At 65.7% G+C, this 26,521-nt stretch carries 22 protein-coding genes; 8 read left to right on the top strand and 14 right to left on the bottom strand.

Annotated features, from left to right (window positions below; translation table 11 throughout):
- Positions 1-148: 148 nt before the first annotated feature.
- Positions 149-679 carry an inorganic diphosphatase gene (gene ppa / locus ACZ46Y_RS08520; RefSeq protein ID WP_311956350.1) on the bottom strand — a complete coding sequence of 177 codons (531 nt, stop codon included), beginning with the start codon at positions 677-679 and terminating at the stop codon, positions 149-151.
- A 284-nt stretch (positions 680-963) separates the two neighbouring features.
- Between ppa and ACZ46Y_RS08515 the strand changes: the two genes are divergently transcribed.
- Complete coding sequence (locus ACZ46Y_RS08515; RefSeq protein ID WP_311956351.1) at positions 964-2,679, top strand: protein kinase domain-containing protein; 1,716 nt, start codon at positions 964-966, stop codon at positions 2,677-2,679.
- A gap of 487 nt (positions 2,680-3,166) precedes the next feature.
- On the opposite strand, the gene ACZ46Y_RS08510 is transcribed toward ACZ46Y_RS08515, so the two are convergent.
- Together ACZ46Y_RS08510 and rnt are read right to left on the bottom strand one after the other, a co-directional pair.
- Positions 3,167-4,426, bottom strand: coding sequence for a 6-phosphofructokinase (locus ACZ46Y_RS08510; protein ID WP_311956352.1), 1,260 nt, complete (start codon positions 4,424-4,426; stop codon positions 3,167-3,169).
- A gap of 126 nt (positions 4,427-4,552) precedes the next feature.
- Positions 4,553-5,227 carry a ribonuclease T gene (gene rnt, locus ACZ46Y_RS08505; protein ID WP_311956353.1) on the bottom strand — a complete coding sequence of 225 codons (675 nt, stop codon included), beginning with the start codon at positions 5,225-5,227 and terminating at the stop codon, positions 4,553-4,555.
- 246 nt (positions 5,228-5,473) lie between these two features.
- Here rnt and ACZ46Y_RS08500 point away from each other — a divergent pair, with 246 nt between their 5' ends.
- Positions 5,474-6,694, top strand: coding sequence for an argininosuccinate synthase (locus ACZ46Y_RS08500; protein ID WP_311956354.1), 1,221 nt, complete (start codon positions 5,474-5,476; stop codon positions 6,692-6,694).
- A 69-nt stretch (positions 6,695-6,763) separates the two neighbouring features.
- Positions 6,764-7,117 carry an HlyU family transcriptional regulator gene (locus tag ACZ46Y_RS08495; protein ID WP_311956355.1) on the top strand — a complete coding sequence of 118 codons (354 nt, stop codon included), beginning with the start codon at positions 6,764-6,766 and terminating at the stop codon, positions 7,115-7,117.
- Here ACZ46Y_RS08495 and ACZ46Y_RS08490 read toward each other — a convergent pair.
- The 5 genes from ACZ46Y_RS08490 to ACZ46Y_RS08470 all read right to left on the bottom strand — a co-directional run bounded on the left by ACZ46Y_RS08490 (position 7,111) and on the right by ACZ46Y_RS08470 (position 13,443).
- Complete coding sequence (locus ACZ46Y_RS08490; RefSeq protein ID WP_311956356.1) at positions 7,111-9,864, bottom strand: sensor histidine kinase; 2,754 nt, start codon at positions 9,862-9,864, stop codon at positions 7,111-7,113. The genes ACZ46Y_RS08495 and ACZ46Y_RS08490 overlap by 7 nt on opposite strands.
- 3 nt (positions 9,865-9,867) lie before the next feature.
- Positions 9,868-10,095 carry a hypothetical protein gene (locus ACZ46Y_RS08485; RefSeq protein WP_311956357.1) on the bottom strand — a complete coding sequence of 76 codons (228 nt, stop codon included), beginning with the start codon at positions 10,093-10,095 and terminating at the stop codon, positions 9,868-9,870.
- Positions 10,092-12,200 carry a 3'-5' exonuclease gene (locus ACZ46Y_RS08480; RefSeq protein WP_311956358.1) on the bottom strand — a complete coding sequence of 703 codons (2,109 nt, stop codon included), beginning with the start codon at positions 12,198-12,200 and terminating at the stop codon, positions 10,092-10,094. The genes ACZ46Y_RS08485 and ACZ46Y_RS08480 overlap by 4 nt, the downstream gene beginning before the upstream one ends.
- Positions 12,187-12,570, bottom strand: coding sequence for a response regulator transcription factor (locus ACZ46Y_RS08475; protein WP_311956359.1), 384 nt, complete (start codon positions 12,568-12,570; stop codon positions 12,187-12,189). The genes ACZ46Y_RS08480 and ACZ46Y_RS08475 overlap by 14 nt, the downstream gene beginning before the upstream one ends.
- A gap of 174 nt (positions 12,571-12,744) precedes the next feature.
- Complete coding sequence (locus tag ACZ46Y_RS08470) at positions 12,745-13,443, bottom strand: SDR family NAD(P)-dependent oxidoreductase (protein WP_311956360.1); 699 nt, start codon at positions 13,441-13,443, stop codon at positions 12,745-12,747.
- Between the two features lie 178 nt (positions 13,444-13,621).
- Between ACZ46Y_RS08470 and ACZ46Y_RS08465 the strand changes: the two genes are divergently transcribed.
- Positions 13,622-13,801, top strand: a complete 180-nt coding sequence (locus tag ACZ46Y_RS08465; RefSeq protein ID WP_311956361.1) for a hypothetical protein — start codon at positions 13,622-13,624, stop codon at positions 13,799-13,801.
- Between the two features lie 13 nt (positions 13,802-13,814).
- Positions 13,815-15,317, top strand: a complete 1,503-nt coding sequence (locus tag ACZ46Y_RS08460; RefSeq protein WP_311956362.1) for a sodium:solute symporter family protein — start codon at positions 13,815-13,817, stop codon at positions 15,315-15,317.
- A gap of 25 nt (positions 15,318-15,342) precedes the next feature.
- Here ACZ46Y_RS08460 and nth read toward each other — a convergent pair whose 3' ends face one another.
- The 6 genes from nth to ACZ46Y_RS08430 all read right to left on the bottom strand — a co-directional run bounded on the left by nth (position 15,343) and on the right by ACZ46Y_RS08430 (position 21,647).
- Positions 15,343-15,978: an endonuclease III gene (gene nth, locus ACZ46Y_RS08455; protein WP_311956363.1), complete on the bottom strand. Its 636-nt coding sequence runs from the start codon at positions 15,976-15,978 to the stop codon at positions 15,343-15,345.
- Complete coding sequence (locus tag ACZ46Y_RS08450; protein ID WP_311956364.1) at positions 15,975-16,829, bottom strand: RnfABCDGE type electron transport complex subunit B; 855 nt, start codon at positions 16,827-16,829, stop codon at positions 15,975-15,977. Before ACZ46Y_RS08450 ends, nth begins: the two co-directional genes overlap by 4 nt.
- Before the next feature lie 11 nt (positions 16,830-16,840).
- On the bottom strand, positions 16,841-18,877 hold the full coding sequence (metG, locus tag ACZ46Y_RS08445) for a methionine--tRNA ligase (RefSeq protein WP_311956365.1): 2,037 nt from the start codon (positions 18,875-18,877) through the stop codon (positions 16,841-16,843).
- 79 nt (positions 18,878-18,956) lie between these two features.
- Positions 18,957-19,238: a hypothetical protein gene (locus ACZ46Y_RS08440; RefSeq protein WP_311956366.1), complete on the bottom strand. Its 282-nt coding sequence runs from the start codon at positions 19,236-19,238 to the stop codon at positions 18,957-18,959.
- Positions 19,239-19,495: 257 nt separating this feature from the next.
- Positions 19,496-20,671, bottom strand: a complete 1,176-nt coding sequence (locus ACZ46Y_RS08435; RefSeq protein ID WP_311956367.1) for a 1-acyl-sn-glycerol-3-phosphate acyltransferase — start codon at positions 20,669-20,671, stop codon at positions 19,496-19,498.
- Positions 20,672-20,720: 49 nt separating this feature from the next.
- A complete protein-coding gene (locus ACZ46Y_RS08430) occupies positions 20,721-21,647 on the bottom strand; it encodes a recombination-associated protein RdgC (protein ID WP_311956368.1) in 927 nt (308 codons plus the stop codon).
- Positions 21,648-22,113: 466 nt separating this feature from the next.
- Between ACZ46Y_RS08430 and ACZ46Y_RS08425 the strand changes: the two genes are divergently transcribed.
- From ACZ46Y_RS08425 to serC, 3 genes are all read left to right on the top strand, one after another.
- The gene (locus ACZ46Y_RS08425; RefSeq protein WP_311956369.1) at positions 22,114-22,560 is read left to right on the top strand and encodes an acyl-CoA thioesterase; all 447 of its coding nucleotides are present in this window, start codon (positions 22,114-22,116) and stop codon (positions 22,558-22,560) included.
- A gap of 142 nt (positions 22,561-22,702) precedes the next feature.
- The gene (gyrA, locus tag ACZ46Y_RS08420; RefSeq protein ID WP_311956370.1) at positions 22,703-25,429 is read left to right on the top strand and encodes a DNA gyrase subunit A; all 2,727 of its coding nucleotides are present in this window, start codon (positions 22,703-22,705) and stop codon (positions 25,427-25,429) included.
- Positions 25,413-26,516, top strand: a complete 1,104-nt coding sequence (gene serC / locus ACZ46Y_RS08415) for a 3-phosphoserine/phosphohydroxythreonine transaminase (RefSeq protein WP_311956371.1) — start codon at positions 25,413-25,415, stop codon at positions 26,514-26,516. Before gyrA ends, serC begins: the two co-directional genes overlap by 17 nt.
- Positions 26,517-26,521: the final 5 nt, after the last annotated feature.

Raw genomic sequence — 26,521 nt, 5'->3', positions numbered from 1 at the left:
TGTCCTTAGTGGCTGAAAATAGTGGCTGAGAATTCAAAAGCGTTAATGCGCGATCGGCCTTGCCGTCTTCATAACGCGTTAACCTTCGCCGTAAACGCAAACGGGCCGCCCGAAGGCGACCCGTTTGCTGATGAGGCACAAGCGACCGTCAGGCTGTCTGATACGCATCGGCGGCTTTTTCGATGGCCTTGCGTGCGGCGTCGGCGTTGTCCCAGGACTCGACCTTGACCCACTTGCCCTTTTCCAGGTCCTTGTAGTTTTCAAAGAAATGGGCGATTTGCTGGCGCAGAAGCTCGGGTAGATCGGTAACTTCGTTGACATCGTTGTAAAGCACGCACAGTTTGGCGTGGGGCACGCACACGAGCTTGGCGTCCTCACCGGCTTCGTCGGTCATGTTGAGCACGCCCACCGGCCGGGCGCGGATGATGCTGCCGGGAGCCACCGGGTGCGGCGTGACCACCAGGGCATCGAGGGCGTCGCCGTCGTCGGCCAGGGTACGCGGGACGTAACCGTAGTTGGCCGGGTAGAACATCGGCGTGGCCAGGAAGCGGTCAACCATCAGCGCGCCCATGTCTTCGTCGATCTCGTATTTGACCGGCGTGTGATTGGCCGGGACCTCAATGGCCACGTAGATGTCGTTGGGCAGCGCCTTGCCGGCGGGAATGTTGTCAAAGTTCATCGTGGGCTCCTTGGGGCATGTACGTGTTGCAAATCGTCAGGGCAGGGTAGGGCAGGACAGCACAGCTGATGCCGGACATGCTGGAGCCGGATTATACGAACAAGGCGAAAGGATTACCAATGCGATAAAAAACGCCCTGGGCCGACTTGGCAAGCGCCCGCCGTATGCAATAAGTCGCATGGTGGGGCGCGGCGTGCGGCGTGTATGATTTCCGCCTGTTTACGCTTACCGCACAGGGCTTTGCCGGCCACAGCGGAGTCGGGAAGACAAAGCCGGGAGGAAACGTGGCACACGCACAGTTGCTTATCAGTTACGGCCAGGCGCTGGTGGCGCCCGCCCCGCGTCACCCGCGCAGCTCGATGGCGGTATATCTGCCGGAAAGGCCGCTGATGCACGCCAAGGGCGGCTGTGCGGTGATCGGCGACTCGGTATCGTCCGGCGCTCATGCAAGCCAGGCGGCAGACCTTGGCGTGCGGGCCTTCGTCGCGGATTACTTTTCCACGCCCGACCACTGGACCGTCAAAACCTCGGCCACTCGGGTGCTCCACGCGCTGAACGGCTGGTGCCACGGCCAGAGCCGCCAGTCGGAGGCCGAAAGCTTCGTCGCCTCCCTGTCGGCGCTGGTGTTCCGACGGCAAAGTGCCCACCTGTTTCACATTGGCGATACCCTGGTGTTTCGCCTGCGCGGCGCGGAGTTCGAGCAGCTCAGCGCCGAGCATGTGACCGCCCTGGGCGGCTATCGCTATCCGTCCCGGGCGCTGGGCATGGATAACAGCGTAGACATCGACTACGCCCGGTTTCCGCTCAAGCAGGGCGATATTTTCCTCTTCACCACCCGGGCGGCGGTGGGGACGCTGCTGCCCTCTGACTACGTGCGGCTGATACGCAAGGATGCAAGCGACCTTAACGCCGCCTGCGACCGTCTGGTGGCCGAGGCCACTGCCCGGGCCCGGGAGCGCGGCTACGCCGTGGCCCCGTTCTGCTTTCAGCTGGCGCGCATCGACGAGCTGCCCGAAGGGCAAAGCGACGACCCCGGCCAGCTGTACGGCGACCTGCCGATCCCGCCGGAGCTTTCGCCGGGGGATCGGCTGGACGGGCTGGAAGTCACCGAGGTACTGGCGCGCACCGCCCAGTCCCGGGTGTATCGCGTGCAGGACGTGCACACCGGGGCCGAGATCGTGATGAAGGCGCCAAGCCCCGAGCTTTCCCTGCGCAACGCCTACCTGGAGCACTTTCTGCTGCAGCAGTGGGTGGTAGAGCGGGTGTCGTCGCCGTTTGTGGTGCGGGTGGTTGAGCCCTCGCGGCCGCGCCACTATCTGTACTATCTGCTGTCGAGCATACGCGGCGAGACCCTGCGCGAGTGGGCCGAGTGCCACCCCCAGGCAACGCTTGCCCAGCGGCTGGAAATGGCCGGCCAGCTGGGCCATGCGATACAGGCGCTCCACCACCGCGGAGTGCTGCACCAGCAGATCAACCCGGACAACGTGCTGGTCGACGAGCACGGCAAGGTGGTGCTCACCGACTTCAGCGCCTGCCACTTGCGCGATACCGATGGCCACCGCCAGTCCGGCGAAATCCTCCGGCCCATCGGCTTTACCCCGCACACCGCGCCGGAATATGCCCTGGGCGATACCGTCGGTCAGCGCAGCGACCAGTACGGCTACGCCTCTACGGTCTACTGGCTGCTGTGCGGCCAGCTGCCGTATCGGCTGACGCCGGACCGGCTGTGTAACCATACTGATCTGGAAGCGCTCAGCTACCGCAGCGCGCGCAGCGCCAATCCCGAGATCACCCCGGCGCTGGACGATACCCTGCGCCGGGCTCTGGATCCCCAGCGCGCGCTGCGTTTTCGCCGCCTCTCGGAGCTGGTGCACGCGCTACAAATACGCCGCCACCTGTCCCCCCCGGACGCCGCCCAGCGCGCCGACGCCCGGCGCTTCTGGCAGGGCGTAGCGGGTATTCTGCTGTTGCTGCTGGTGCTGTCCTGGATACTGCGGTAGGGGCTGCCGCGATGATGGGGGAAGACTTCTATTCCTCTACCGTCATCGCGAGGAGCGCAGCGACGTGGCGATCTCGTATGTGCGGTGGCGCTTTTCCCCTCTCCTGTCATCGCGAGGAGCGCAGCGACGTGGCGATCTCGTATGTGCGGTGGCGCTTTTCCCCTCTCCTGTCATCGCGAGGAGCGCAGCGACGTGGCGATCTCGTATGTGCGGTGGCGCTTTTTCCCTCTCCTGTCATCGCGAGGAGCGCAGCGACGTGGCGATCTCCTGCCGTGCCGGTAGCAACAAACCCCGAGATTGCTTCGCTGCACTCGCAACGACATAGAGGGAATGTGCGGGAAGCGTGGCACTGACTCTCGCTACTCGTCACCGCGAGCGAAGCGTGGCGGTCTCCTTACTGCGCCGTTAGCAAGTAAACCCGAGATTGCTTCGCTGCGTTTACACTCGCCCTTTGGGTGCTCGCAACGACGTAAGAAGTGAAGCGTTCTTACAGCGTAAACTCCGGCAAACGCTTTTCCACTTTCGCAAGCTTGGGCTTGGCGACCACGGGCAGGCCGTTGTCAAACGGGGGGAAGTCCTCGCCCTGGATCAGCGGCGAGAGATACTCCCGGCAGGCCTGGGTGATGCCAAAGCCGTTCTCGCTGATGAAGTCCCGGGGCATGAAGGTTTCCCGGTTGGCCACCTCGGAGAGCGGTGCGAAAATCACGTCCCACTGGTAGGGCGCCTGGGCGGTGCGGCGGATCGCCGGCATCATCGCGTTCTTGCCCGCCAGCGCCAGCGTGACCGCCTCGCGGCCCACGGCGTAGGCCTGCTCGACGTCGGTTTTGGACGCCAGGTGGCGGGCGGCGCGCTGGAGGTAGTCGGCCACGGCCCAGTGGTACTTGTAGCCCAGGTCCTGCTTGACCATGCCCGCTACCGTCGGCGCCACGCCGCCGAGCTGGCGATGGCCGAAGGCGTCGGTGTTGCCGGCATCGGCAAGGAAGGTGCCGTCTGCGTAGCGTGCGCCTTCGGAAACCACCATCACGCAGTAGCCGTATTCCTTGACGCAGTCGTCGATCCTGGCCATCACCGCTTCGCGGTCAAAGGCGATCTCGGGGAAGATGATCACGTGGGGCGGCTCGCCTTCGCCCTGGCCGGCAAGCCCGCCGGCGGCGGCGATCCAGCCGGCGTGGCGGCCCATGACCTCGAGCACGAACACCTTGGTCGAGGTGGCGCACATTGAGGCAATATCCAGCGACGCTTCAAGGGTCGAGGTGGCGATGTACTTGGCCACGCTGCCAAAGCCCGGCGAGCAGTCGGTGATCGGCAGGTCGTTGTCCACGGTCTTGGGCACGTGGATGGCGGTGAGCGGGTAGCCCATCTTCTCGGAGAGCTGGGACATCTTGAGGCAGGTATCGGCGCTGTCGCCGCCGCCGTTATAGAAGAAGTAGCGGATGTCGTGGGCCTTGAACACCTCGATCAGCCGCTCGTACTGGGCGCGGTGGGTGTCGATGTCCTTGAGCTTGTAGCGGCAGGAGCCAAACGCGCCGCCCGGGGTGTGGCGCAGCGCGGCAATGGTCGCGTCGCTTTCCTGGCTGACGTCGATCAGGTCTTCGGTCAGCGCGCCGATGATGCCGTTACGTCCGGCGTAGACCTTGCCGATGTGCTCCGGCGCTTCGCGGCAGGCTTCGATCACGCCGCAGGCGCTGGCGTTGATGACGGCGGTGACGCCTCCGGACTGGGCATAAAAAGCGTTGTGCTGGGCCATGGAAACGATGTGACTCCTGAAGCGGGACGAAAAAACGCCGGGGGCGGCAAGGCGCCCCGGGGATAGCGACATTAACGGGGGCGGATTTTAGCGCAAAGCGCCGGTGGCTGCATCCGCCCGGCGGGCTCAGTCGGCGCTGTCTTTGTCCATCGCCTGTTCCTGCTGGGCCAGCCGCCAGCCGCCCAGGTCCTTGTAGCGGTTGACCATGGCGCAGAATAGCTCAGCGGTGCGCTCGGTGTCGTAGCGCGCCGAGTGCGCGGCCTTGCTGTCAAATTCGATGCCCGCCGCGCGGCAGGCCCGGGCGAGCACCGTCTGGCCGTAGACCAGCCCGGCAAGCGAGGCGGTATCAAAGCTCGAAAAGGGGTGGAAGGGGTTGCGCTTGATGCCGCAGCGGTTGACCGCGGCGTTCAAAAAGCCGTGGTCGAAGGCAGCGTTGTGGCCCACCAGAATCGCCCGAGTGCAGCCGTGCGACTTGATCGACTTGCGGATCGGGCGAAAAATCTCGCCCAGCGCCTCGCTCTCTTCCATGGCCACCTGCTGGCGCAGCGGGTCGTCGAGCCGGATGCCGGTAAAGTCCAGCGCCGCCTGCTCCACGTTGGCCCCGGTAAAGGGGCGAATGTGATGGGCGTAGGTGGCATCGGGCAAAAGGTTGCCGTCCGCATCCATGGTGAGCGTTACCGCCGCGATTTCCAGCAGCGCATCGCCAGCGGCGTCAAAGCCGCCGGTTTCCAGGTCGACCACGACCGGCAAATAACTGCGAAAACGCCGGGACATCAAATCGCGAGCAATGGCCTCGCTCATGCAGCACTCCTGATTGGCAGATGGGTAGCGGTTGAATAGAAGGGGTGAGTAGCAAATGACACGGGCCGCAAACCGGTGGCGGTGGCGGATCGAAACAGGCCGATTCTAGCAGCTTTTACCCGGCGCTTTATACGCAGCGCCTTATGCGGTATTCGTTGGCGGCCCGGGGCGCTATACTTGGCGTTTGTTTTCATCCGCCGCCGGTGCCCCCGGGCGTCGGCGGGACCTTTCAACGAGGAGCAGAGTATGTCCGATGTCAACAAGGTAGTGCTGGCCTATTCCGGCGGCCTGGACACGTCCGTTATCGTCAAATGGCTGCAGGAAACCTACGGCTGCGAGGTGGTCACCTTTACCGCTGATATCGGCCAGGGCGAAGAAGTTGAGCCGGCCCGGGAAAAGGCCAAAGCGCTTGGGATCAAGGAAATCTACATCGAAGACCTGCGCGAAGAGTTCGTTCGCGACTACGTCTACCCCATGTTTCGCGCCAACACCGTCTACGAAGGCGAGTATCTGCTCGGCACCTCCATCGCCCGCCCGCTGATCGCCAAGCGGCTGGTCGAGATCGCCAACGAGACCGGCGCCGACGCCATTTCCCACGGCGCCACGGGCAAGGGCAACGATCAGGTGCGCTTTGAGCTTGGCGCCTACGCCCTGAAGCCCGGCGTTCAGGTCATCGCCCCCTGGCGCGAGTGGGATCTGAACTCTCGCGAGAAGCTCATGGCCTACTGCGAAGAGCATCAAATTCCGGTGGATTTCTCCGGCCAGAAGAAAAAGTCGCCGTACTCCATGGACGCCAACCTTTTGCACATCTCCTACGAGGGCGGCATTCTTGAAGACCCCTGGGCCGAGGCCGAGGAAGACATGTGGCGCTGGAGCGTGTCCCCCGAGGCGGCGCCGGACACCCCGACCTACATCGAGCTGACCTATGATCAGGGTGACATCGTCGCTATCGACGGCGAGTCGCTGCGTCCCCACGAAGTGCTGTCCAGGCTCAACAAGCTCGGCGGCGACAACGGCATCGGCCGGCTCGATATCGTCGAGAACCGCTACGTGGGCATGAAGTCCCGGGGCTGCTACGAAACTCCCGGCGGCACCATCATGCTAAGCGCCCACCGCGCCATGGAGTCGCTGACCCTGGACCGCGAAGAGGCGCACATGAAAGACCAGCTGATGCCCAAGTACGCCGAAGTGGTCTACAACGGCTACTGGTGGAGCCCGGAGCGCCGCATGCTTCAGGCGGCCATCGACGAAACCCAGGGCAACGTCTCCGGCGTGGTGCGCATGAAGCTCTACAAGGGCAGCGCCACCGTGGTGGGCCGCAAGTCCGACGACTCGCTGTTCGACGAGTCCATTGCTACCTTTGAAGACGACGCTGGCGCCTACGACCAGAAAGACGCCGAAGGCTTTATCAAGCTCAACGCCCTGCGCCTGCGCATCGCCGCCGGCAAGGGCCGCAAGCAGGACTAAGCCGCGCCCGCCGGAACCCGGCGATGCCATGACGAGCGCTGCCTGAAGCTGAGCAGGCGGGAGAAAACCATGCTGAAAAAACTGTTTTCCGGCCTGTTCGGAAGCGCCGGGCACGCCGAGCAGGATCGCGGCCCGGCGCCCGCCGCGCCGGTGGAGTACCGGGGCTACCGCATTATTTCCCGGCCCGGGGTCGAGGACGGCCGCTTTCGCGTCAGCGGCGTGATCCAGCTGCCCCGGGAGGAGGGCGAGGTGCTCGAGCACCGCTTCGAGCGCTCCGACGTGCTGCCCGACCGCGAGGCCTGCGATGCCATGATGGTGAGCAAGGCGCAGCGCTTTATCGACGAAACCGGCGAGGCCATGTTCGGCACCGACCCTCGCCGTGACCCTCGCCACGACGCCGGCGACGACGCCGACGATCAGTGAGCGTCGGGCGCCTCGGGTAGCGCCTCGTCGGCGGCGCCGGGCAGCTCCAGGGTCAGGCAGGCGCCGCCCAGCTGCCGGCTTTCGTTGGCCCACAGCCGGCCGCCCAGATGGGCAATGATCCCCCGACTGATGGCGAGCCCCAGCCCGCTGCCCCGGGGCCGGCCAAGCTCGCCGCCGTCGCGCTCAAGCTGGTGGAACTTGTCGAACACCCGCTCGCGCTCCCCGAGGCTGATGCCCGGGCCGTTGTCTTCCACGCTCAGGCGGAAGCGGTCCTTGTGCGGCGCCAGGCGGATCAGCACCCGAGGAGCGCTGCCGTCGGCAAACTTGCCGGCGTTATCCAACAGGTTGATGATCACCTGCTCCAGCCGGTCGGCATCCCCGGTAACCATGGCCGGGCCGCCGTCCAGCTCCACCGTCAGCGCGATGCCCTGTTCGCGGTGCAGATGGGCGACGGCGTCCACGCTGCGCCGGGCGAGCAGGGCGAGGTCGAGCCGTTCGGGGTTCAGCGTCAGCCGCCCGCTTTCCAGCCGGGCAAGATCGAGGATTTCTTCTATCAGGCGCGACAGCCGCTGGCTTTCGTGGACGATAACGCCGAGAAAGTGGCGGCGCTTGTCGGCGTCCATGGCGTCCCCGTCGTTGAGGATTTCGGCGAAGGCGCGGATCGAGGTCAGCGGGGTGCGCAGCTCGTGGCTGACCATGGCGATGAACTCGTCCTTCAGTCGGTCGAGCTCGCGCAGGCGGGCGTTGGCCCGGCGCAGAGCGGCGCTGGCGCGTTCGAGCTCGGCGGACTTCTGCTCCAGCCGGCGGTTGTACTCCAGCGCCTGGGAGGTGGTGTCGAGAATGCTGAGAATGGACGCCATATCCAGCGCTTCGCCGCGCACCACGGAGTTGATCAGCACCCGGGCCGAGGCGTTGCCAAGCGAGCCGGCCAGCGCCTGCTCGGCGCGGGTGATCAGCCGGTGCGAGGCTTCCCGGTCGTCGCCGGCGTGGCCGTCGCTTTCGTCGGCAAACACCCGGCGGATGGCGGCTTCGCCCAGGTAGCGACGCAGCAGCCCGCCAAGCTCGCCCTGGGTGGTTTGCCCCTGCCACAGCGAGGCGCTCGGCAGGTTGGGGTGCAGCGCCTCGGTAAACAGCGCCGCCTGGGTCTGCTCAAGCGCCGTGGGCCGGGTAAAGAGCGATACGCCGACGTAGAGCCCGACGTTGGCCAGCAGGCTCCAGAGTAGCCCGTGGCTGTAAATGTCCCAGCCGTCCAGGCCAAAGAGCGCGTAGGGGTTGAGCCAGCCAAGGCCCCAGGGACCCTGTTCGATCAGCGCGATGTCGATCCAGCCGGACTGGGCAAAGCCCGGCAGCAGCAGGGTATAGCCCCAGAGAAAAAAGCCGGCCACCAGCCCCCAAAGCGCCCCCGCCCGGGTGGCGCCGCGCCAATAAAGGCCGATCAGCAGCGCGGGGGCGAACTGCGCCGCCCCCACAAAGGAGACGAGCCCAATGGTCACCAGGGTGTAGGCGTCGCCGATCAGCGCGTGATAGACGTAGCCCAGCAGCAAAATCAGCACGATCGCCACCCGGCGAATGCCCAGCAGCCAGGCGGCAAGCCGGCCCGTGCCGCTCAGGTGCAGCCGGCCAAAGCGCAGCAGCAAAGGCATGATCAGCTGGTTGCTGACCATGGTCGACAGCGCAATGGTCTCGACGATCATCATCCCCGTGGCCGCGGAAAGCCCGCCGATGAACACCAGCAGCGGCAGCGCCTCGGCGCCCGTCGACAGCGGCAGAGTGAGCACGAAGCTGTCCGGGTCGGCGCCGTCGCCGCCCAGCAGCAGCCCCGCGAGGGCGATGGGCACCACGAACAGGTTGATCAGCAAAAGGTACAGCGGAAACACCCAGCTGGCGCGGTCGATGTGGGTTTCGTCGACGTTTTCCACCACCAGCACCTGAAACTGCCGCGGCAGGGTGAGAAACGCCAGCACCGCAAGGATCAGCACGCCCACCCAGCCGGTGGCGCCCCCGGGCACCTGCTCAAGCCCCAGCACTCGGGAGAGATCCGGCGTATCGGCCACCTGGCCGAGCAGGTCCATCGGGCCGTTGAACATCACAAACACCACGAAGATGCCCACGGCGAGAAACGCCACCAGTTTGACCAGCGACTCCAGCGCGATGGCCGCGACCATGCCTTCGTGGCGCTCGCTGGCGTCCAGGTGGCGGGTGCCGAAAAGGATGATGAATACCGCCAGCACCAGCGCCACCCAGAAGGACTTGTCGGCCCAGAAGTGCGCCTCCTCCACGGCCAGGTCCGCAGACCCGGGGTAGTTGATCAGCACCGCGTGGCTGACGGTAATGGCCTTGAGCTGCAGAGCGATGTAGGGGGTGCTGCTGATCAGCGCCATCAGCGCGACCACGGCCCCGAGCCTGGCGCTCTTGCCGTAGCGGGCGCTGATGAAGTCGGCAATCGAGGTGATCCGCTGGCGGGCGGCGATGCGCACCATCTTGCGGATGACAAAGGGCGCGGCGAGCATGGCAAGCGTCGGCCCCAGGTAAATCAGCAAAAAGTGCGGCCCCTGGGCCGAAGCGCGGCCGACGCTGCCGTAAAACGTCCAGGCGGTGCAGTACACCGCGATGGATAGCGCATACACCGTGGGCGAGCCGATGGCCGAGCGGCCGGTCTCGGCGCGCCGGTCGCCCCAGGCGGCCACCACAAACAGCACCGCCAGGTAGCCGAAGGCCACGGCGAGGATGAGAATGTCGTTGCGCACGGCCTAGCGCCGGCCTTTGGCGGGCGCCCTGCGGCTTTCCTGCAGCCAGGCGGCGAGGCCGATCACAAACGCCCAGGCGACAAACAGGTAGAGGAGCAGCCAGATGCCGGTGGCCGAGGGCAGTCGGTCGATGACCAGCAGCAGCGGCGGGCAGAACAGCACCGCGGCGGTCACGATCAGCGCAGTCAGGCGCTCGCTGCGGCGCGAACGATGGCGTAGCGGGGTGGTCATGGCGCGGTGGCATCCTCCGTGTCGATGGCGTTGGCCTGCAGGACCAGAAGCGCTTCCAGGGTGTCGATGCCGCGGGCTTCCAGGCGCGGCAGCAGAGAAAGCCACAGCGCCGCGGTGACCCGGGCATCGCCCAGCGCGGTGTGGCGAGTGCCGGGGGGAAAGGCGATGGCGTAGCGCGCGGCCAGGCTGTCCAGGTCGTGGCCGTCCAGGGCCTCGTCCAGCGCCCTTGAGATCAGCAGGGTATCCAGCACCGGCATGGTGAACTCGACGCCCCGGTGGCTGATGGCGAGCATGTCGAAAGAGGCGTTGTGCGCCAGCAGCACGGCGTCGCCGAGGTAGTCGCGAAAGCCGGTGAGCACTTCATCCAGGGGTGGGGCGTCGCTGACGTCGGCGTCGGTGATGCCGTGGATGGCGGTGCTTTCCGGAGAAATCGGCCGGCCGGGGTTGACCCGCTGGGCGAAGGTTTCGTCGGCCAGCACCCGGGCGTTGACGATGCGGCACGCCCCCAGGCTGACCACGGTATCGCCCTGGCGCAGGGCCAGGCCGGTGGTTTCGGTATCGAAGGCGACGATTTCCAGGCTGCGCAGGGCAAGGCCGGCCCGAGGCTCGTCCGGCGAGGGCAGCCCGGCAATGCCGAAGTCGTGAAACTCCGGGCGCGGCGGCACCGCTCGGGGCGGCGGGCCGACTCGGGCGACGGCGGGCAGCGGCAGGCGCAGGCGGGCGCGCTTGCCGTCGTCGTCGGCCAGGCTCCAGACCTCGCTGGCGTGCTGGCGCAGCACTTCGGCGGCGGTGGGCGCCAGCGGCAGGGAGTCCAGCGGCAGGCGCTGCCAGCGGGCAAGTTCACCGTCGGGGATGGCCCGGCCGTACCAGGTCAGGTCGAGATACACCTGCTTGTTGCCCAGGGTGATTTCGCCTTCGAAGCGCTCGCCGTCAAGGCCGCCGGTTTCCGGGCCGCCGGCAGGTTGGCGAGATGCAAGATGCCGGTGGGTTTCAAGATAGTGCAGCAGCGAGTCGATCAGCGCGATCAGCGCCGGGGCGTCGCCCTTGAACCAGGATGGCATGCCCAGCGGCGTGATCAGCCGGCGCTCAGGGTCGAGGCGCTCGTCCAGCGCCTGCCAGAAGTCGTTGGACCAGATGGGCGAGAGCTGCTCCCCTTCGCGTTGCATGTCATCGACGAGATGGCCCAGCCGGGCGATGCTTTCGCCCAGCGCCGGGCCGTCTTCGTCGATGGCCCCGGCCAGCCGCTGGCGCAGGGGGCTTTCGGCGGTGCCCAGGGCCTTGAGCGCGTCGGCGGCGCCGGTAAGGCTTGCCGCCCGGCGGCGCAGGTCGCCAAGCCCGGCGGCAAGCTCGGCGCGCACGCCCATTTCGGTGCGCCAGGCGTGGGTGGCGTCCTGCAGGGTGACCAGACTTTCGCCGTCGCTTTGCACCACCCGGCGCAGGGCGGCCTTGAGCCAGCGCTCGCCGCAGGGGATCAGCAGCTCCCTTGGCGTGCCGTCGTCGGGCAGCCGGTCGAGGGTGCTTTGCAGGCTCGCCGCCGGCAGCAGCGCGTCCAGCCGCTTGCCAAGCCCCGGCGCCGGGTCGCCGTCGAAAAAGCGCTCGGCGGCGGCGTTGAACAGCAGAATACGACGGTGGCGGTCGCACAGCAGCAGCGGCGTGTGCAGGGTTTGCAGCAGCGCTTCCAGCCGCTGGCGGGTGCCCGCGGCCTCCCGAGCGCCTTCGTCCCGGGCGCCGGCCAGGCGCGCGCGATCGGCGCGCCAGCCTTCCCGCACCCGGGCAAGGTCCGGCCCCAGCCCGGTCAGCCAGCCTTCGGGCGGGCGCTCGTCGTGGGCGTCGGGGCTTGCCACCAGCCGCGCCAGCTGGGCCTGGAGGTGGCGCAGCGGGGTGAACAGCATGCGCTCGAGCGCGAGCCCCAGCAGCAGGATGGTCGCCCCGCCGGAGAAACACCCCAGCCACAGCGCGGCGCGCTCCCAGCCGCCCACGCCCAGCCGGCTGTCCAGCCAGGCGGCGAACAGCGTGCCGCCGGCGAGGCTGACGCCGCTGAGCAGAAGCCACAGGCCCACCAGCCGCTGGCGCTTGGGCAGCCCGCGGCGCTTACGGCGCGTCATGGTTGGCCTCGGCCAGCAGCGCGGTGACCTTATCGACCAGCGCCCGGGTGGAAAACGGCTTGGTAACGTAGTCGTCGGCGCCCAGCGCCATGCCCTTTTCGCGCTCGACCTCGCGGCCGTGGGCGGTGAGCATGATGATCGGAAGCTTGCGGGTGGCGTCGTCGGCGCGCAGCCTTTCGAGCACGTCAAACCCGCTGATGCCGGGCAGGCTGATATCGAGCAGCAAAAGGTCCGGCGGGCCAGCGTCGATGTGGGCAAGCGCGCCTTCGCCGTCCTCGGCGGTGAGTACCTCAAAGCCCGCCTGCTGCATTAAAAACTCGAGCGAAAGCACGATGTTGGGTTCGTCGTCCACCACCAGTACCCGAGACATGGCGTTCTCCTGCGGCGTTCTTGTGTTGTTGTAAGGCCAGCGTGGCTGTAAGGCCAGTGTGGCTTAAGTTCCCGTGCTTACCGCAGTCTAGGCACCCGGGGCGCTAGCGGCCAAGGCGACCTTGGCCGAATACCGGGGAGGAAAAAATGAAGAGGGTGTTTACCAATATCAGGCTTACCAGGCCTCGCCAAAGGGCCGCAGATCGAGCTCGAAGGTCCAGGCGGAGCGCTGCTGCCGGGTAAGGAACCAGACACTATCGGCGATGGCATCCGCATTGAGAAAGAAGGTGTCGGGCTTGTCCGGCATCGCTTCCCGGGTGCGCGGCAGATCGATCACCCCGTCGATCACCACATAGGCGACGTGGATATTCTCGGGGCCGAGCTGGCGCGCCAGAGACTGCGTCAGGCTGCGCTGGGCCGCCTTGGCCGAGGCGAAGGGCGCGGTGCCGGCGCGCCCGCGCAGCGCAGCCGAGGCGCCGGTGACGACCAGACTCGCCTGATCGTGCTCGCGCAGCTGATCCAGTACCGCCTGGGTGGCCGCCAGCAGCCCATAGCAGTTGACCCGCCAGGTCGTCTCGAACTCATCCAGCGTCGTTTCGTCGGCGCGCTTGAATACGCCGGCGCCAGCGTTGTAGAGCAGTACCGAGACAGGGCCGAGCTCCTCGCGAATGCGGGCGAAGACCTCACTTGCTCGAACGCCATCGGTGGCGTCGTATTGGTAGGCATGGGTACCGGCGATGTCCTTCTCCCACTCCTTGAGCCTGTCGATATCCCGGGACAGCATGGCGACCTGGTAACCTTCCCGGGCGAAACGGCGTGTCAGTGCCAGGCCGTTGCCCGGACCGATACCGATAATGGCGCAGACTTGATTCATGGCCTTTCTCCCTTGACAAGACGTAGGGCAATCTGCACTGAGTGTAGGTGGCGCTCGGGCCGGGGGTCGAGGGGCTTGATTTCCGCCCGGCGCTGCAGCGCGATGGCAACCTCGTCATGGATGGCCTCTCGTCATGATACTCTCGCAGCAGAGTAAAAGGGACGACAGGAGAGCGCGAATGCCGAGAAGCAAATGGATATGGGGAGTGTGGAGCCTGGTGCTTTTAAGCTACCTGATTCCCTATACTCTGCTGACCCGGGTCCAGGCCTGGTACGGAAGCTTTCTCTTCTGGACCCTCGTCGGCCTGGCGGTGATCGCCCTCAACGTCGTTATCACCAAAGACTTCAAAGGAAAATAACAAGAGGTAATGGATGACCGCATCCCTTATCTGGTGGTCGGTGGCGATCTATCTGATTATCGCCACCCTGATCGCCTGGCTGTCTCGGCAGAAGAAGCCTGCGGCGCGGATGTCGGGGTATTTTCTGGGCAATCGTCAGATGAGCGGCCTGGTGTCCGCGCTCAGCTACAGCGCCACCACCTACAGCGCCTTCATGATGGTCGGTCTGGCGGGGCTTACCTACGCCGGCGGTGTCGGCGCCCTGGGCTTCGAGATCATCTATTTCGCCGGGGTGTCGCTGGTGGCGGTTTTCGGGCCCCGATTCTGGGCCCTGGGCAAACGCTTCGGCTTCGTCACCCCCGGCGAAATGCTCGGTTACCGCTATGCCAACAGGCGCGTCGCCATGGTCATCGCCGTCTCGAACTGTATCTTCCTGATCCCCTACGCCGCGGTACAGCTCACCGGCGTCGGCTATCTGCTGCAGGGCACCACGGATGGCGCCATTTCCTATAACGTCGGCATACTCCTGGCCACGGCCATCGCCATCCTGTTTTCCTATATCGCGGGAATTCGCTCGGTGATGTGGACCGATTCCCTGCAGGCCATCATGATGATGCTGGCCTCAACCCTGGTGGTCTTCCTGGTGGTTCAGGGGCTTGGCGGCTTCCCGGCGCTGTTCGACAGGCTGGCCGCGGAACAGCCGCAAGCCCTGACGGTGCCCGGGAGCGGCCTGTTCAGCCTGACCACCTTTCTGGGGCTGACCCTTCCCTGGTTCTTCTTCAGCCTCTCCAACCCCCAGGTCAGCCAGCGGCTGTTCATGCCCGCCTCTCTCGGGGCGATGCGGCGCATGCTGCTGGGATTTCTGATTTTCGGCTTTATCTATACGCTTGTCTCGGTGCTCTGGGGCTTCTCGGCACTGGTCGCCTTTCCCGGGCTCGAGAATGCGGACCTGGCCGCGCCGAGGCTGCTTGGCTCCGACTACGTGCCGCACTGGCTTGGCGTGATCGTGCTGATCGCCATTATGGCCGCCGCTGTCTCAACCATCGATTCGATCATGCTGACCCTGTCTTCCATGCTTTCCCGGGATCTGTATGCCAATCTCAAGCCGGGCGTCAGCGAACGCCGGCAGCTGCGGGTGGGCAAGATCGTGGTTCCGCTGATTGCCCTGCTGGCGCTGGGCTTTGCGCAGCTGCAGCTGGATCTCATCGCGGTGCTCTCCGTGGCCGCCTCCTCCGGCCTGGTTGCCGTGGTTCCGGCGATGATCGGCGCTTTTTACTGGAAAGGCGGCACCGGCGCCGGCGCCCTGGCCAGCGTGATCGGTACGACGCTGTTCGTGCTGGCGCTCTATGCCACCGGCAACGCCCTGCTGGGGCTGCCCGCCGGCATCTGGGGAATTATCGTGGCAAGCGTGCTGTTTGTGGGCATTAGCCTGATGACGAAAGCGCCGGGGGAAAGGGCGGAAGAATGTCAGGCAGCCATGGACGAGGTGCTTGAAAAGCCGGTAGGTCGCGCCGCGCGGAGCGACGAAGACGGTTGATGTCCTCTTCCCGAAGGTCGGCGCGTTACGGCTCGGTTTTATCGGGGAAGTCGCAGAGGTCTTCGATGAGACAGCTGCCGCAGCGGGGCTTGCGCGCGATGCAGGTATAGCGGCCGTGCAAAATCAGCCAGTGGTGGGCGTCGCGCTTGAACTCGCGCGGCACGTGGCGCAAAAGCTTCTGCTCGACCTCCACCACGTTCTTGCCCGGGGCAATCCCGGTGCGGTTGGAGACGCGGAAGATGTGCGTGTCCACAGCGATGGTAGGCATGCCGAACGCCGTGTTGAGGATGACGTTGGCGGTCTTGCGCCCGACGCCGGGCAGCGCTTCCAGCGCCTGGCGGGTGCGGGGTACCTCGCCTGCGTGCTTGTCCACCAGCAGACGGCAGGTTTTCATCAGGTTCTCGGCCTTGGTGTTGTAAAGACCGATGGTCCTGATGTGCGCCTTCAGGCCGTCGATGCCCAGCGCGATGATCGCTTCCGGCGTATTGGCCGCCGGAAACAGCCGCGCGGTGGCCTTGTTGACGCCCACGTCGGTGGCTTGGGCGGACAGCAGCACCGCGGTTAAAAGCTCGAACGGCGTGGCCCAGTTGAGCTCGGTTTGCGGATGCGGGTTTTCCGCCCGCAGCCGGGCAAAGATCTCGTAGCGCTTCTGCGCGTTCATGGCTTGTTCCCTTCTTCTGGCACCGTCCTTTCTTTTGGCACTGTCCTTTCTTTTGGCTTAATCCCTTCTTCGCCGGCGGCGTTTTCCAGCGCTGCCTGCGCCTCGGCAAGCAGGCGCTGGGCCTCGGGCAGCTGTTCCCGGGCGGTGGCTTCGGCCTCTAAGTCCCGGCGGCGCAGCGCGCTTTCCAGCTGCTGCTCCACGCGCCTGAGCGCCTGTTCGGCGGCCCGGGCGGCGAGCTTTTTCTGGCGCAGCGCCGCAGCTTGAGACGCTTGGCCATCGGCAGCCGGGGCCTGACGCTTTTGCAGCCGCCGCCGGCGCCGCTCCTGACGTTTTTGCCGGGCGTCGCGCTCAAGACGCGCCTGGCGCGCCCGGTGGCGGTCGCGGCCAAGGGCGGCGCGGCGCTCGAGGTAGGCGTTTTGCTCCGCTTCGCTCTCCGCGGCCTGCCAGGCCGGGTGGGCGATCATGTCGATGCAGTCCACCGGGCAGGGGGCGACGCACAGCTCGCAGCCGGTGCATTCGTCGGTAATCACCGTGTGCATGCGCTTGGCCGCGCCGAGAATGGCGTCCACCGGGCAGGCGTCGATGCATTTGGTGCAGCCAATGCACTCGTCTTCGCGGATCACCGCGGCAAGCGGCGGCTGGGCCGGTTCGGCAAGCGTTTGCGGCGGCTGGCCGGTAAGCTCGACCAGCTGCTCAAGGGTCGCCTCGCCGCCCGGCGGGCAGCGGTTGACCGGCTCGCCCTCGGCGATGGCTTCGGCGTAGGGCAAGCAGCCGTCAAAGCCGCACTTGCCGCACTGGGTCTGCGGCAGCAGCGCATCGACGGCTTTGATCAGCGAGGCGTTGCGACTCATGGAGCGGCCGCTCAGGTAACGCGCTGGCCGGGCTCGGCGCCGTCGTCCGGCGAGAGCAGATAGATGCCCGCGTCGTTGGCCGACGCCAGCACCATGCCTTCGGACACCCCGAAGCGCATCTTGCGCGGCGCGAGGTTGGCGACCATGATCGTCAGCCGGCCCTCCAGCGCCTCCGGGGCGTAGGACGAGCGGATGCCGGAGAAGACGTTGCGGGTCTCGCCGCCGAGATCCAGGGTCAGCTGCAGGAGCTTATCGGCGCCCTTGACGTAGTTGGCGCTGGCAATCCGGGCAATGCGTAAATCGACTTTGCTGAAGTCGTCAAAGCTGATTTCCTCGGCGATGGGGTCGTCCACCAGCGGGCCTTTGGGGGCGTCCTTGAGCTTTTGCTCCGCGGCGAGGTCTTCCTTTGACGCTTCGAGCATGGCATCGATGCTTGAGCGCTCGATGCGCGTCATCAGCGGCTTGAATTTGTTGATATCGTGGTTGGCCAGCACCTCGTGGCGGCTCGCCCAGTCCAGGGTGTCGAGGTTGAGGAAGACGCGCGCCTCGCCGGCCATGGCCGGCACCACCGGGGCGAGATAGACCATTAGCTGGCGGAAGAGGTTGATACCCACCGAGCAGATGTCGAGTACTTCCTGGTCGCGGCCGTGCTGCTTGGCCAGCACCCAGGGCTCGGCCTCGGCGATGTAGGTGTTGGCTTCATCAGCAAGCTCCATGATCCGGCGCATGGCGCGGCCGAACTCGCGGTTTTCATAGTGCTCGGCGATGTCGTCGCCGGCGGCGATAAAGCGCGACACCATGGCAGGCTCGGCGCAGTGCGACGACAGCGTGGCGCCGCCGATCTTCTTGACGAAGCCCGCGCAGCGGCTGGCAATGTTGACTACCTTGCCGACGAGGTCGGAATTCACCCGGGCGGCGAAGTCGTCCAGGTTCAAGTCGAGATCGTCGATGCCCGAGGTCAGCTTGGCGGCGAAGTAGTAGCGCAGGTATTCCGGGTTGAGATGGTCGGCATAGGTCGCCGCCTTGACGAAGGTGCCCCGGGACTTGGACATCTTGGCGCCGTCCACGGTGACAAAGCCGTGGCAGTTCACCGCCGTGGGCGTGCGCAAGCCCGCGCCGTGGAGCATCGCCGGCCAGAACAGCGCGTGGAAGTAGACGATATCCTTGCCGATGAAGTGGTAGACCTCGGCGTCGGAATCCGGCTGCCAGTAGGCGTCGAAGTCCAGCCCCTTGCGGTCGCAGAGGTTCTTGAAGCTCGCCAGGTAGCCGATGGGCGCGTCCAGCCAGACGTAGAAATACTTGCCCGGGGCGTCGGGAATCTCGAAGCCGAAGTAGGGCGCGTCCCGGGAGATGTCCCACTCGTTGAAGCCGTCCTCGAACCACTCCATCAGCTTGTTGCGGATCTGCGGCTGGACGCGGTCGTCGTTGATCCAGCGCTGCATGAAATCGGCAAAGTCCGGCAGTTTGAAGAAGTAGTGGGTGGAGGTTCTGACCTCCGGCGTGGCGCCGGAGACCGCCGATACCGGATCGATCAGCTCCGCCGGGGTATAGGTCGCGCCGCAGGCCTCGCAGTTGTCGCCGTACTGGCCATCGGTCCTGCACTTGGGGCAGGTGCCCTTGATGAAGCGGTCGGCGAGAAACAGCCCGCGCTCGGGGTCATACATCTGCTCGATGTCCCGGGTGGCGATGTGGCCGGCGTCGCGCAGGCGGGTATAGATCAGCTCGCTGAAGTGGCGGTTTTCTGCCGAGTGGGTGGTGTAGTAGTTGTCGAACGCCACGCCGAACCGGGCAAAGTCTTCCTGGTGCTCCCGGGAGACGCGCTCGATAAGCGCCTCCGGGGTAATGCCTTCCTGCTCGGCGCGCAGCATGATGGCGGTGCCGTGGGCGTCGTCGGCGCAGACGTAGTGGCACTGCTGGCCGCGGCTTTTCTGGAAGCGCACCCAGATGTCGGTCTGGATGTACTCGAGCAGATGGCCCAGATGAATGGCGCCGTTGGCATAGGGGAGCGCGCTGGTGACCAGGATCTTGCGCGTGGCGGTGTTAGGCATGGTGGATGAGACTTCCGTTAACGTCGGGCTTGGGGTAAGCGGGCTTGGGGGAAAATAAGGGGCGCGTGCCGAGGCCGGCTCAGTAGAGCGCCTGTTCCTCGAGGATCACTTCGCGCAGCAGCGCGAGAAACAGCTTGTCGGCCTCGGAGTGCTCGTCGGGATCTTCCGGAATATGGATGCTCGTGGTGTCGGTGATCTCGTTGGCGATACGCACCATGCTGTCGGCGTTGCCGCCGTTATCGAGTTCCTGGCGCGCCACGGTCAGCGACTGCTCGAGAATCTTGGGATCCTGCAGCAGCTTGCGGATAAACCCCTGCAGCTCGTTGATAATGCGCGTTTTCTGAATTTCTGAAGCAGACATGAGAACTCTCCTCGATACGCCTTGCCGGGAAACGCCCGGGCGCCCGCCCGGTAACGCGATGACGATAGCATTTTTTCCCCCGCTACGCAGTGCGCAGCGGCAGGATAGAACTATCCCCGGTGGCTATGTCCAGAGGAGCCGGGAACAGGTCGCGAGGGGGTTCTACGCCAGGGATGGCGTAGGTAGCGTCCTGGGAGGGATTCATCGCGCCCTCGCCGACCTGTTGCCGGCTCCACCCGGGTGATTGAGGTCAGGGCCTACGTCGCCAGCCGGCCGGCCTTGTGCTTGACCGGATTGGCGTACTGGGCAAGCCAGTAGGGGCGCAGGGCCTCGGGTACCGCGGCCAGGCGCTTGTCAAAGCGCTCGCGGTCCCTGGCGGTGATCGCCCTGCGCGGCACCAGCTCAGGCGCGTCACCCAGCGCCTCGAGGGCCAGGTAGTGGGTGGGGAACAGCCGATAGCCGCCGATCACCTGGCGGTCGATCTCGGCGGCGACCTCCTCGGCGCTGCCGGCGTCGGCGCCCAGTGGCGTGCCGAAGTGCAGCTGTACCCGGCCCTTGTTGCCGGTAATGCCGGCGACGATGGACTGGATATCCTCAAACTCGGTCTTGTCGTAGCCGCCCCGAGTGTCCAGATCAAAAAGCTCCTGGGCTTTCTGTACGTCGCAGGGGTCGAGCTCGTAGCTGATCGACACCGGCACAATGCGCAGCTCGCGGATCGCCTCGCCGGTGCCGGCCTGCTTGTCGGCGCCGCGCCTGGCCATGGTCAGCATCTTGATGATCGCCGGGCCGGTAAGGTCGATGCCGTTTTTCGCCCGGCCTTCGCGCTGGGCCATCCAGATCGAATGATTGTCCTCGGTGATGGAGTGGCGGATGTATGCCGAAAGGTTCTGGTAGCCGGCGAGCATGGCGCGCTTGCCCCGGGCGCTGCGCGGCACGATGAAGCTCTTGTTAAGCCGCATCAGGTCGGTGACGTAGGGCTTTTTCAGCAGGTTATCGCCGATGGCGATGCGCACCGTATCGCGCCCGGCCTGATAGAGCGCGTAGTTGACGAACGCCGGGTCCAGCGAAATATCCCGGTGGTTGCCAATGAACAGGTAGGCCGTCTCCGGGTCGAGTCGGTCAAGCCCCGAGACCTCGAAGGCGTCGGTGCTCTGGCGGATCATGCGATCCATGTAGCCGGCGATGCGCTGCTGAAAGGCGCGCACTCCCCGCACTCCCCGTACCTCGCGCTTGATCGCCCGGCGTGCCAGCAGCCGCGCCAGCGGCGGGGCAAGCCGGGCCAGGCGCGGCAGGCGAAACTGCGTCAGCGCGTTGAGCAGCTCGTTGTCGTGCGCCAGGCGCCTGAGCACGGCTTCTACCTCGGCGTCGGTATAGGGGCGAATGCCCGCCCAGGGGTCGGAAGCGGCGGGGGGGCTTGCGTTGTCGTGTGTCATGGGGTCCGTTCCGTCGGCAGTGCAAATGGGGCAGCCATGGATTGGCGTGTCAGACAGCGTCGCCGGTCCGAGCTTCGCCGCCCAGCCATTCCAGCAGGCGTTCCGCGTCCTCGGCAAGCGCCTGAGCCATGAGGATGAAATCGGTTTCCAGCCGGGCCAGGGCGTCGTCGCCGTCGTCGGCGTGGTCGGCCTCCTCGATCAGGGCGTCGCCAAAGCGCAGCGACTTCAGCGCCAGCTCGTCGGTGAGCACGAACTGCAGCCGGCCGTCGATGCCCAGCGCCAGCTTGCTGGCCTGGCGGCCGCTTTCCAGCAGCTGCTGGATGTCGTCGCCGTCAAGATCGACCTGGCGGGCGCGCAGCACGCCGTCGTCGCCCTTGGCCTTGAGCTCCACCTGGTCGCCCAGCACCATGTCCGCCGGGCGGCTGCCCGGGTCGCCAAGCCACTCGGTCATGGCGCGGATGGGCAGCGTCTGCGCGGTGAGCGGGGTGACTTTCAGGCTGCCCAGCGTTTCGCGCAGCAGGTCGAGAATCTCGTCGGCCCGGGCCCGGGAAGCGGCGTTGATGCCTAAAAGCCCCCGGCGGGTGTCCCACCAGAGGTCGATCTTCTGCCGGCGGATAAAGGCCTGGGGCAGCAGCGCCTCGGTGACCTCTTCCTTGAGCGCGGTCTTTTCCTTGCGCGTAACCTTGCGGCCTTCGGCCTGTTCGATGTCGGCCACGCGCTCGTCGACGTCCTCGCGAACCACCGCCGCCGGCAGCAGGCGCTCCTGGCGCAGCGCCGAGAGCAGCCGGTGGCCCTGGGTTTCGTGAACGTACTGGCCGCCACCGGCGCGGCCGGCCGGCGGTGTCCAGCCTAGCCGCCGGGCGTCGGCGCTGCCAAGCGCCACGGCGGCGTGGTCGGCCAGGACGTTGTCAAAAGTGGCGTGATCAATCTCGGGGGCGCCGTGCAGGCGGTAGAGCAGCAGGTTTTTAAACCACATGTCGCCCGTCCTTGTGAGAACTGCGGAAGAGAAAAGGCGCACATTATGGCGAAAGCGTCTGCTTCCTGCCAGCATGTCCGGACATGCGCGACTCGCGAGGATACAGTAGAGGGATGTGCACCTACCCCTGTGTCATGGCGAATATTCCCCTGTGTCATAGCGAGCGAAGCGAAGCTATCTCGGGTTTTCTCGCTGCTGGCACAGCAGGAGATTGCCACGTCGCTACGCTCCTCGCGATGACGGTAGCGGGAGGCGCGCCTTTTCCCCTGTGTCATAGCGAATGTTCCCCTGTGTCATAGCGAGCGAAGCGAAGCTATCTCGGATTTTCTCGCTGCTGGCACAGCAGGAGATCGCCACGTCGCTACGCTCCTCGCGATGACAGTAAGCCTGTCAGCCATAGCCCTGGGGCACTGGACCGCCGCCGGCGCTACGCCGGCATGCCTTAATTCAACAAGGAGGCTCCCTCATGAGCGATTTATTATCGCGTACCTGCCTGCGGGTACGCGGGTATCATCTGGACGGCTACGGCCACGTCAACAACGCCCGTTATCTGGAGTTCATGGAAGAGGGCCGCTGGGCGTTCTTTGATCTCCACCCCGAGCTGATTGCCGGGCTGCACGAAAACGGCCTGGGCTTTGCCGTGGTCAACCTCAATATCGACTACCGCGCCGCGGCGGTGCTGGGTGACGATCTCGACGTGCTCACCGGCATCGTCAGCGTGGGCGAGCGCAGCGCCAAGTGCCATCACCGCATTGTGCGCCGGGGCGACGGCGCCCTGGTGGCCCGGGCGGACCTGACCTTTGTGCTGCTGGATCTGGCCGCCGGCCAGGCCGCCGCCATCGACGGCGCAGTGCGCGACACGCTCAATGTCCTGGTCGTACCGCCGGAGGCGTTTGTCGTCGATATGCAGTAGCCGCCGCTGCGGCAGGAGGGCGCAAGCGGCTGCCCATGAGGCGCCGGCAATGGTATGATAGCGCGATATTTGCGCGCCGTTGTCCGGTGTTCGCGCTTACCACTCTACGCAGTGCCAATGCAGTGCAAAGGATCTGACTTTCATGGGTGACACCGCCAGAGATATTCTGCCCGTTAACATTGAAGACGAGCTCAAGCAGTCGTACCTCGACTATGCCATGAGCGTCATTATCGGCCGCGCGTTGCCCGACGTGCGCGACGGACTCAAGCCCGTGCATCGCCGCGTGCTGTTCGCCATGCACGAGCTGGGTAACGACTGGAATAAAGCGTACAAGAAATCGGCGCGCGTGGTCGGCGACGTTATCGGTAAGTACCATCCCCACGGCGACAGCGCGGTGTACGACACCATCGTGCGCATGGCCCAGGATTTCTCCATGCGCCACGTGCTGGTGGACGGCCAGGGCAACTTCGGCTCCATCGACGGCGACAACGCCGCCGCCATGCGCTACACCGAGGTACGCATGGCGAGACTCTCCCACGAGCTTCTGGCCGATCTGGAAAAGGACACCGTCGACTGGGTCGACAACTACGACGGCACCGAACGCATCCCCGACGTGCTGCCGACCCGAGTGCCCAACCTGCTGATCAACGGCTCCTCGGGCATCGCCGTGGGCATGGCGACCAACATCCCGCCGCACAACATGAACGAAGTCATCGACGCCTGCCTGGCGCTGATCGACGACTACACCCTGTCCATCGACGAGCTGATGGACTACGTGCCGGGGCCGGACTTCCCCACCGGCGGCATCATCAACGGCCGCGCGGGCATTCTCGACGCCTACCGCACCGGCCGCGGGCGGGTTTACGTGCGCGCGCGCCACACTATCGAGCACGACGACAAGACCGGCCGCGACCACATCATCGTTACCGAGCTCCCTTACCAGGTGAACAAGGCCCGGCTGATCGAGAAAATCGCCGAGCTGGTCAAGGACAAGCGCATCGAGGGCATTGCCGAGCTTCGCGACGAGTCCGACAAGGACGGCCTGCGGGTGGTGATCGAGGTCAAGCGCGGCGAGTCCGGCGAGGTGCTGGTCAACAACCTCTTCGCCCAGACCCAGCTGCAAAACGTCTTCGGCATCAACATGGTGGCGCTGGAAAACGGCCAGCCCTACACGCTCAACCTGAAAGAGCTGCTGGAAGCCTTCGTCCGCCACCGTCGGGAAGTGGTCACCCGGCGCACGCTGTTCGAGCTGAAAAAGGCCCGGGAGCGTGGCCACATTCTCGAAGGCCTGACCGTCGCCATTTCCAACATCGACGACGTCATCGAGCTGATCAAGGCCTCGCCCAACGCCGCCACCGCCCGGGAAAAGCTGCTCGACGCTACCTGGCAGCCGGGGCAGGTCACCGACATGCTGGAGCGCGCCGGGGCCACCTCGTGCAAGCCCGAGGACTTCGACGAGGGCTACGGCTTAAACCCCTCGGCCACGGCCTACCGGCTCGCGCCGGCCCAGGCCCAGGCGATTCTCGAGCTGCGCCTGCACCGCCTGACCGGCCTTGAGACCGAAAAGCTGCTCAACGAATACCTGACGATTCTTGAGCGCATCGCCGAGCTTTCCGAAATTCTCGCCTCGCCGGACCGGCTCATGGAAGTCATCCGCGAAGAGCTCGTCGCCGTGCGCGACCAGTACGGCAACCCCCGCCGCACCGATATCCAGGCAAGCCACCTGGACCTGTCCATCGAGGATCTGATCGCCGAGGAAGACATGGTGGTCACGGTGTCGCGCTCGGGTTACGCCAAGACCCAGCCGCTTTCCGACTACCATGCCCAGCGCCGCGGCGGCCGGGGCAAGTCCGCCACGGCGATGAAGGACGAAGACGTCATCGAGCATCTGCTGGTGGCCTCGACCCACGACACCGTGCTGCTGTTCTCCAACCGCGGCAAGGTCTACTGGCTCAAGGTCTACGAAATGCCCAACGCCAGCCGCGGCTCCCGGGGCAAGCCGCTGGTCAACATGCTGCCGCTGGACGAGGGCGAGTCGATCAACGCCATCATGCCGGTGCGCGACTACGACCCCGACCACTACATCTTCTTCGCCACCGCCAGGGGTACGGTCAAGCGCACCAGTCTCGAGCAGTTCTCCCGGCCGAGAAGCGTCGGCCTGATCGCCATCGAGCTTGAGGAAGACGACCGCCTGGTGGGCGCCAAGATTACCTCGGGCTCCGATCACGCCATGCTGCTGTCGTCCAACGGCAAAGCCATCCGCTTTGAAGAAAGCGACGTCCGCGCCATGGGCCGCACCGCCCGGGGCGTGCGCGGCATGCGCCTGCAGGGCGGCGCCGAGGTCATTAGCCTGATTATTCCCCAGCACCAGCAGATCGACGCCGAAGACGAGGGCGCCGCCGCCGCAGGCGAAGAGGCGCCGTCGCCGATCTACATCCTCACCGCCAGCGAAAACGGCTACGGCAAGCGCACCCTGCTGGGCGAGTTCCCCCTGCGCGGGCGCGGCGGCCAGGGCGTGATCGCCATGCAGACCAGCGAGCGCAACGGCGCGCTGGTGGCCGGCATGCAGGTCTACGACAGCGACGAAATGATGCTGATCACCGACCGCGGCACCCTGGTGCGCACCCACGTCGACGAGGTCTCCACCACCTCGCGCAACACCCAGGGCGTGATGCTCATCCGCCTGGGCAAGCAAGAGCACCTGGTGAAGACCGTGCGCGTGGACGAGCCCGACGAGGATGAAGAAAACGAGGAAGCCGATAGCGCAGAAACCGCGGAGAGCGACGCGGATCAGGCGACAGATGAGGTGACAGACAGCACGACGCAACAGGGATCAGAGGAGGAAGGTAGCGATGACCCGTCAGTATAACTTTTGTGCGGGGCCAGCGGCGCTGCCCACGCCGGTGCTAGAGCGCGCCCGGGACGAAATGCTTGACTACCGCGGGCTTGGCCTTTCCGTCATGGAGATGAGCCACAGAAGCGCTGACTTCGTTGCCATCGCCGAGCGCGCCGAGGCCGATCTGCGCGAGCTATTGAAGGTGCCGGATAACTACCGGGTGCTGTTCTTCCAGGGCGGGGCGACGCTGCAGGCTTCCATGCTGCCCATGAACCTGCTGGGCAACGGCAGGCGCGCCAACTTCATCCAGACCGGTATCTGGAGCACCAAGGCGCTGGCGGAAGCGCAGAATCTGGGCGTGGCCTGGCACGTGGCGGCCAACACCGAGGTCGAGGGCAACGTCGCCGTGCCGCGCCCGGAGTCGCTGGATCTCAGCGACGACGCCGCCTACCTGCACTACGCCGCCAACGAAACCATCGGCGGGCTGGCGTTCGACTACGTGCCCCGGGGGCGCCGGCCCGACGGCGCCGAGGTGCCGGTGGTCTGCGACATGTCGTCGAGCATCCTTTCAGGGCCCCTTGACGTCTCCCAGTTCGGCATCGTCTACGCCGGCGCGCAGAAAAACATCGGCCCGGCGGGGCTGACGCTGGTGATCGTGCGCGACGACCTGCTCGACCAGGCCCAGGCGGCGATGCCGGGGCTCTTTAGCTACAGCGCCATGGCCAAGGCCGGCTCGATGATCAACACGCCGCCCACCTACGCCTGGTACCTGGCCGGACTGGTGTTCGAGTGGCTCAAAGACGACGTCGGCGGCCTCGAGGCGATGAGCGCGATCAACCAGCGCAAGGCCAACAAGCTCTACGCCGCCATCGACCAAAGCGAGTTTTACGCCAACCCCATCGCGCCGCTCAACCGTTCGCGGATGAACGTGCCCTTTACCCTGGCGGACGCCCGGCTGGACGGCGAATTTCTCAAGGAAGCCGACGCCGCCGGGCTTTTGAACCTCAAGGGCCACCGCAGCGTGGGCGGCATGCGCGCCAGCCTCTACAACGCGGTGCCCGAAACCGCCGTGGATGCGCTCACCGCGTTCATGGCCGATTTTGAACAACGAAAAGGCTAATACCA

The organism is Halomonas garicola (genome assembly GCF_055382465.1).
This window is presented reverse-complemented; position numbering and strand designations above follow the sequence as displayed.

Coding starts and splice junctions, on each gene's coding strand:
- ppa (WP_311956350.1), bottom strand. CDS start 679: ATGAACTTTGACAACATTCCCGCCGGCAAGGCGCTGCCCAACGACATC.
- ACZ46Y_RS08510 (WP_311956352.1), bottom strand. CDS start 4,426: ATGGCCCAGCACAACGCTTTTTATGCCCAGTCCGGAGGCGTCACCGCC.
- rnt (WP_311956353.1), bottom strand. CDS start 5,227: ATGAGCGAGGCCATTGCTCGCGATTTGATGTCCCGGCGTTTTCGCAGT.
- ACZ46Y_RS08500 (WP_311956354.1), top strand. CDS start 5,474: ATGTCCGATGTCAACAAGGTAGTGCTGGCCTATTCCGGCGGCCTGGAC.
- ACZ46Y_RS08495 (WP_311956355.1), top strand. CDS start 6,764: ATGCTGAAAAAACTGTTTTCCGGCCTGTTCGGAAGCGCCGGGCACGCC.
- ACZ46Y_RS08485 (WP_311956357.1), bottom strand. CDS start 10,095: ATGACCACCCCGCTACGCCATCGTTCGCGCCGCAGCGAGCGCCTGACT.
- ACZ46Y_RS08480 (WP_311956358.1), bottom strand. CDS start 12,200: ATGACGCGCCGTAAGCGCCGCGGGCTGCCCAAGCGCCAGCGGCTGGTG.
- ACZ46Y_RS08475 (WP_311956359.1), bottom strand. CDS start 12,570: ATGTCTCGGGTACTGGTGGTGGACGACGAACCCAACATCGTGCTTTCG.
- ACZ46Y_RS08470 (WP_311956360.1), bottom strand. CDS start 13,443: ATGAATCAAGTCTGCGCCATTATCGGTATCGGTCCGGGCAACGGCCTG.
- ACZ46Y_RS08465 (WP_311956361.1), top strand. CDS start 13,622: ATGCCGAGAAGCAAATGGATATGGGGAGTGTGGAGCCTGGTGCTTTTA.
- ACZ46Y_RS08460 (WP_311956362.1), top strand. CDS start 13,815: ATGACCGCATCCCTTATCTGGTGGTCGGTGGCGATCTATCTGATTATC.
- nth (WP_311956363.1), bottom strand. CDS start 15,978: ATGAACGCGCAGAAGCGCTACGAGATCTTTGCCCGGCTGCGGGCGGAA.
- ACZ46Y_RS08450 (WP_311956364.1), bottom strand. CDS start 16,829: ATGAGTCGCAACGCCTCGCTGATCAAAGCCGTCGATGCGCTGCTGCCG.
- metG (WP_311956365.1), bottom strand. CDS start 18,877: ATGCCTAACACCGCCACGCGCAAGATCCTGGTCACCAGCGCGCTCCCC.
- ACZ46Y_RS08440 (WP_311956366.1), bottom strand. CDS start 19,238: ATGTCTGCTTCAGAAATTCAGAAAACGCGCATTATCAACGAGCTGCAG.
- ACZ46Y_RS08435 (WP_311956367.1), bottom strand. CDS start 20,671: ATGACACACGACAACGCAAGCCCCCCCGCCGCTTCCGACCCCTGGGCG.
- ACZ46Y_RS08430 (WP_311956368.1), bottom strand. CDS start 21,647: ATGTGGTTTAAAAACCTGCTGCTCTACCGCCTGCACGGCGCCCCCGAG.
- ACZ46Y_RS08425 (WP_311956369.1), top strand. CDS start 22,114: ATGAGCGATTTATTATCGCGTACCTGCCTGCGGGTACGCGGGTATCAT.
- gyrA (WP_311956370.1), top strand. CDS start 22,703: ATGGGTGACACCGCCAGAGATATTCTGCCCGTTAACATTGAAGACGAG.
- serC (WP_311956371.1), top strand. CDS start 25,413: ATGACCCGTCAGTATAACTTTTGTGCGGGGCCAGCGGCGCTGCCCACG.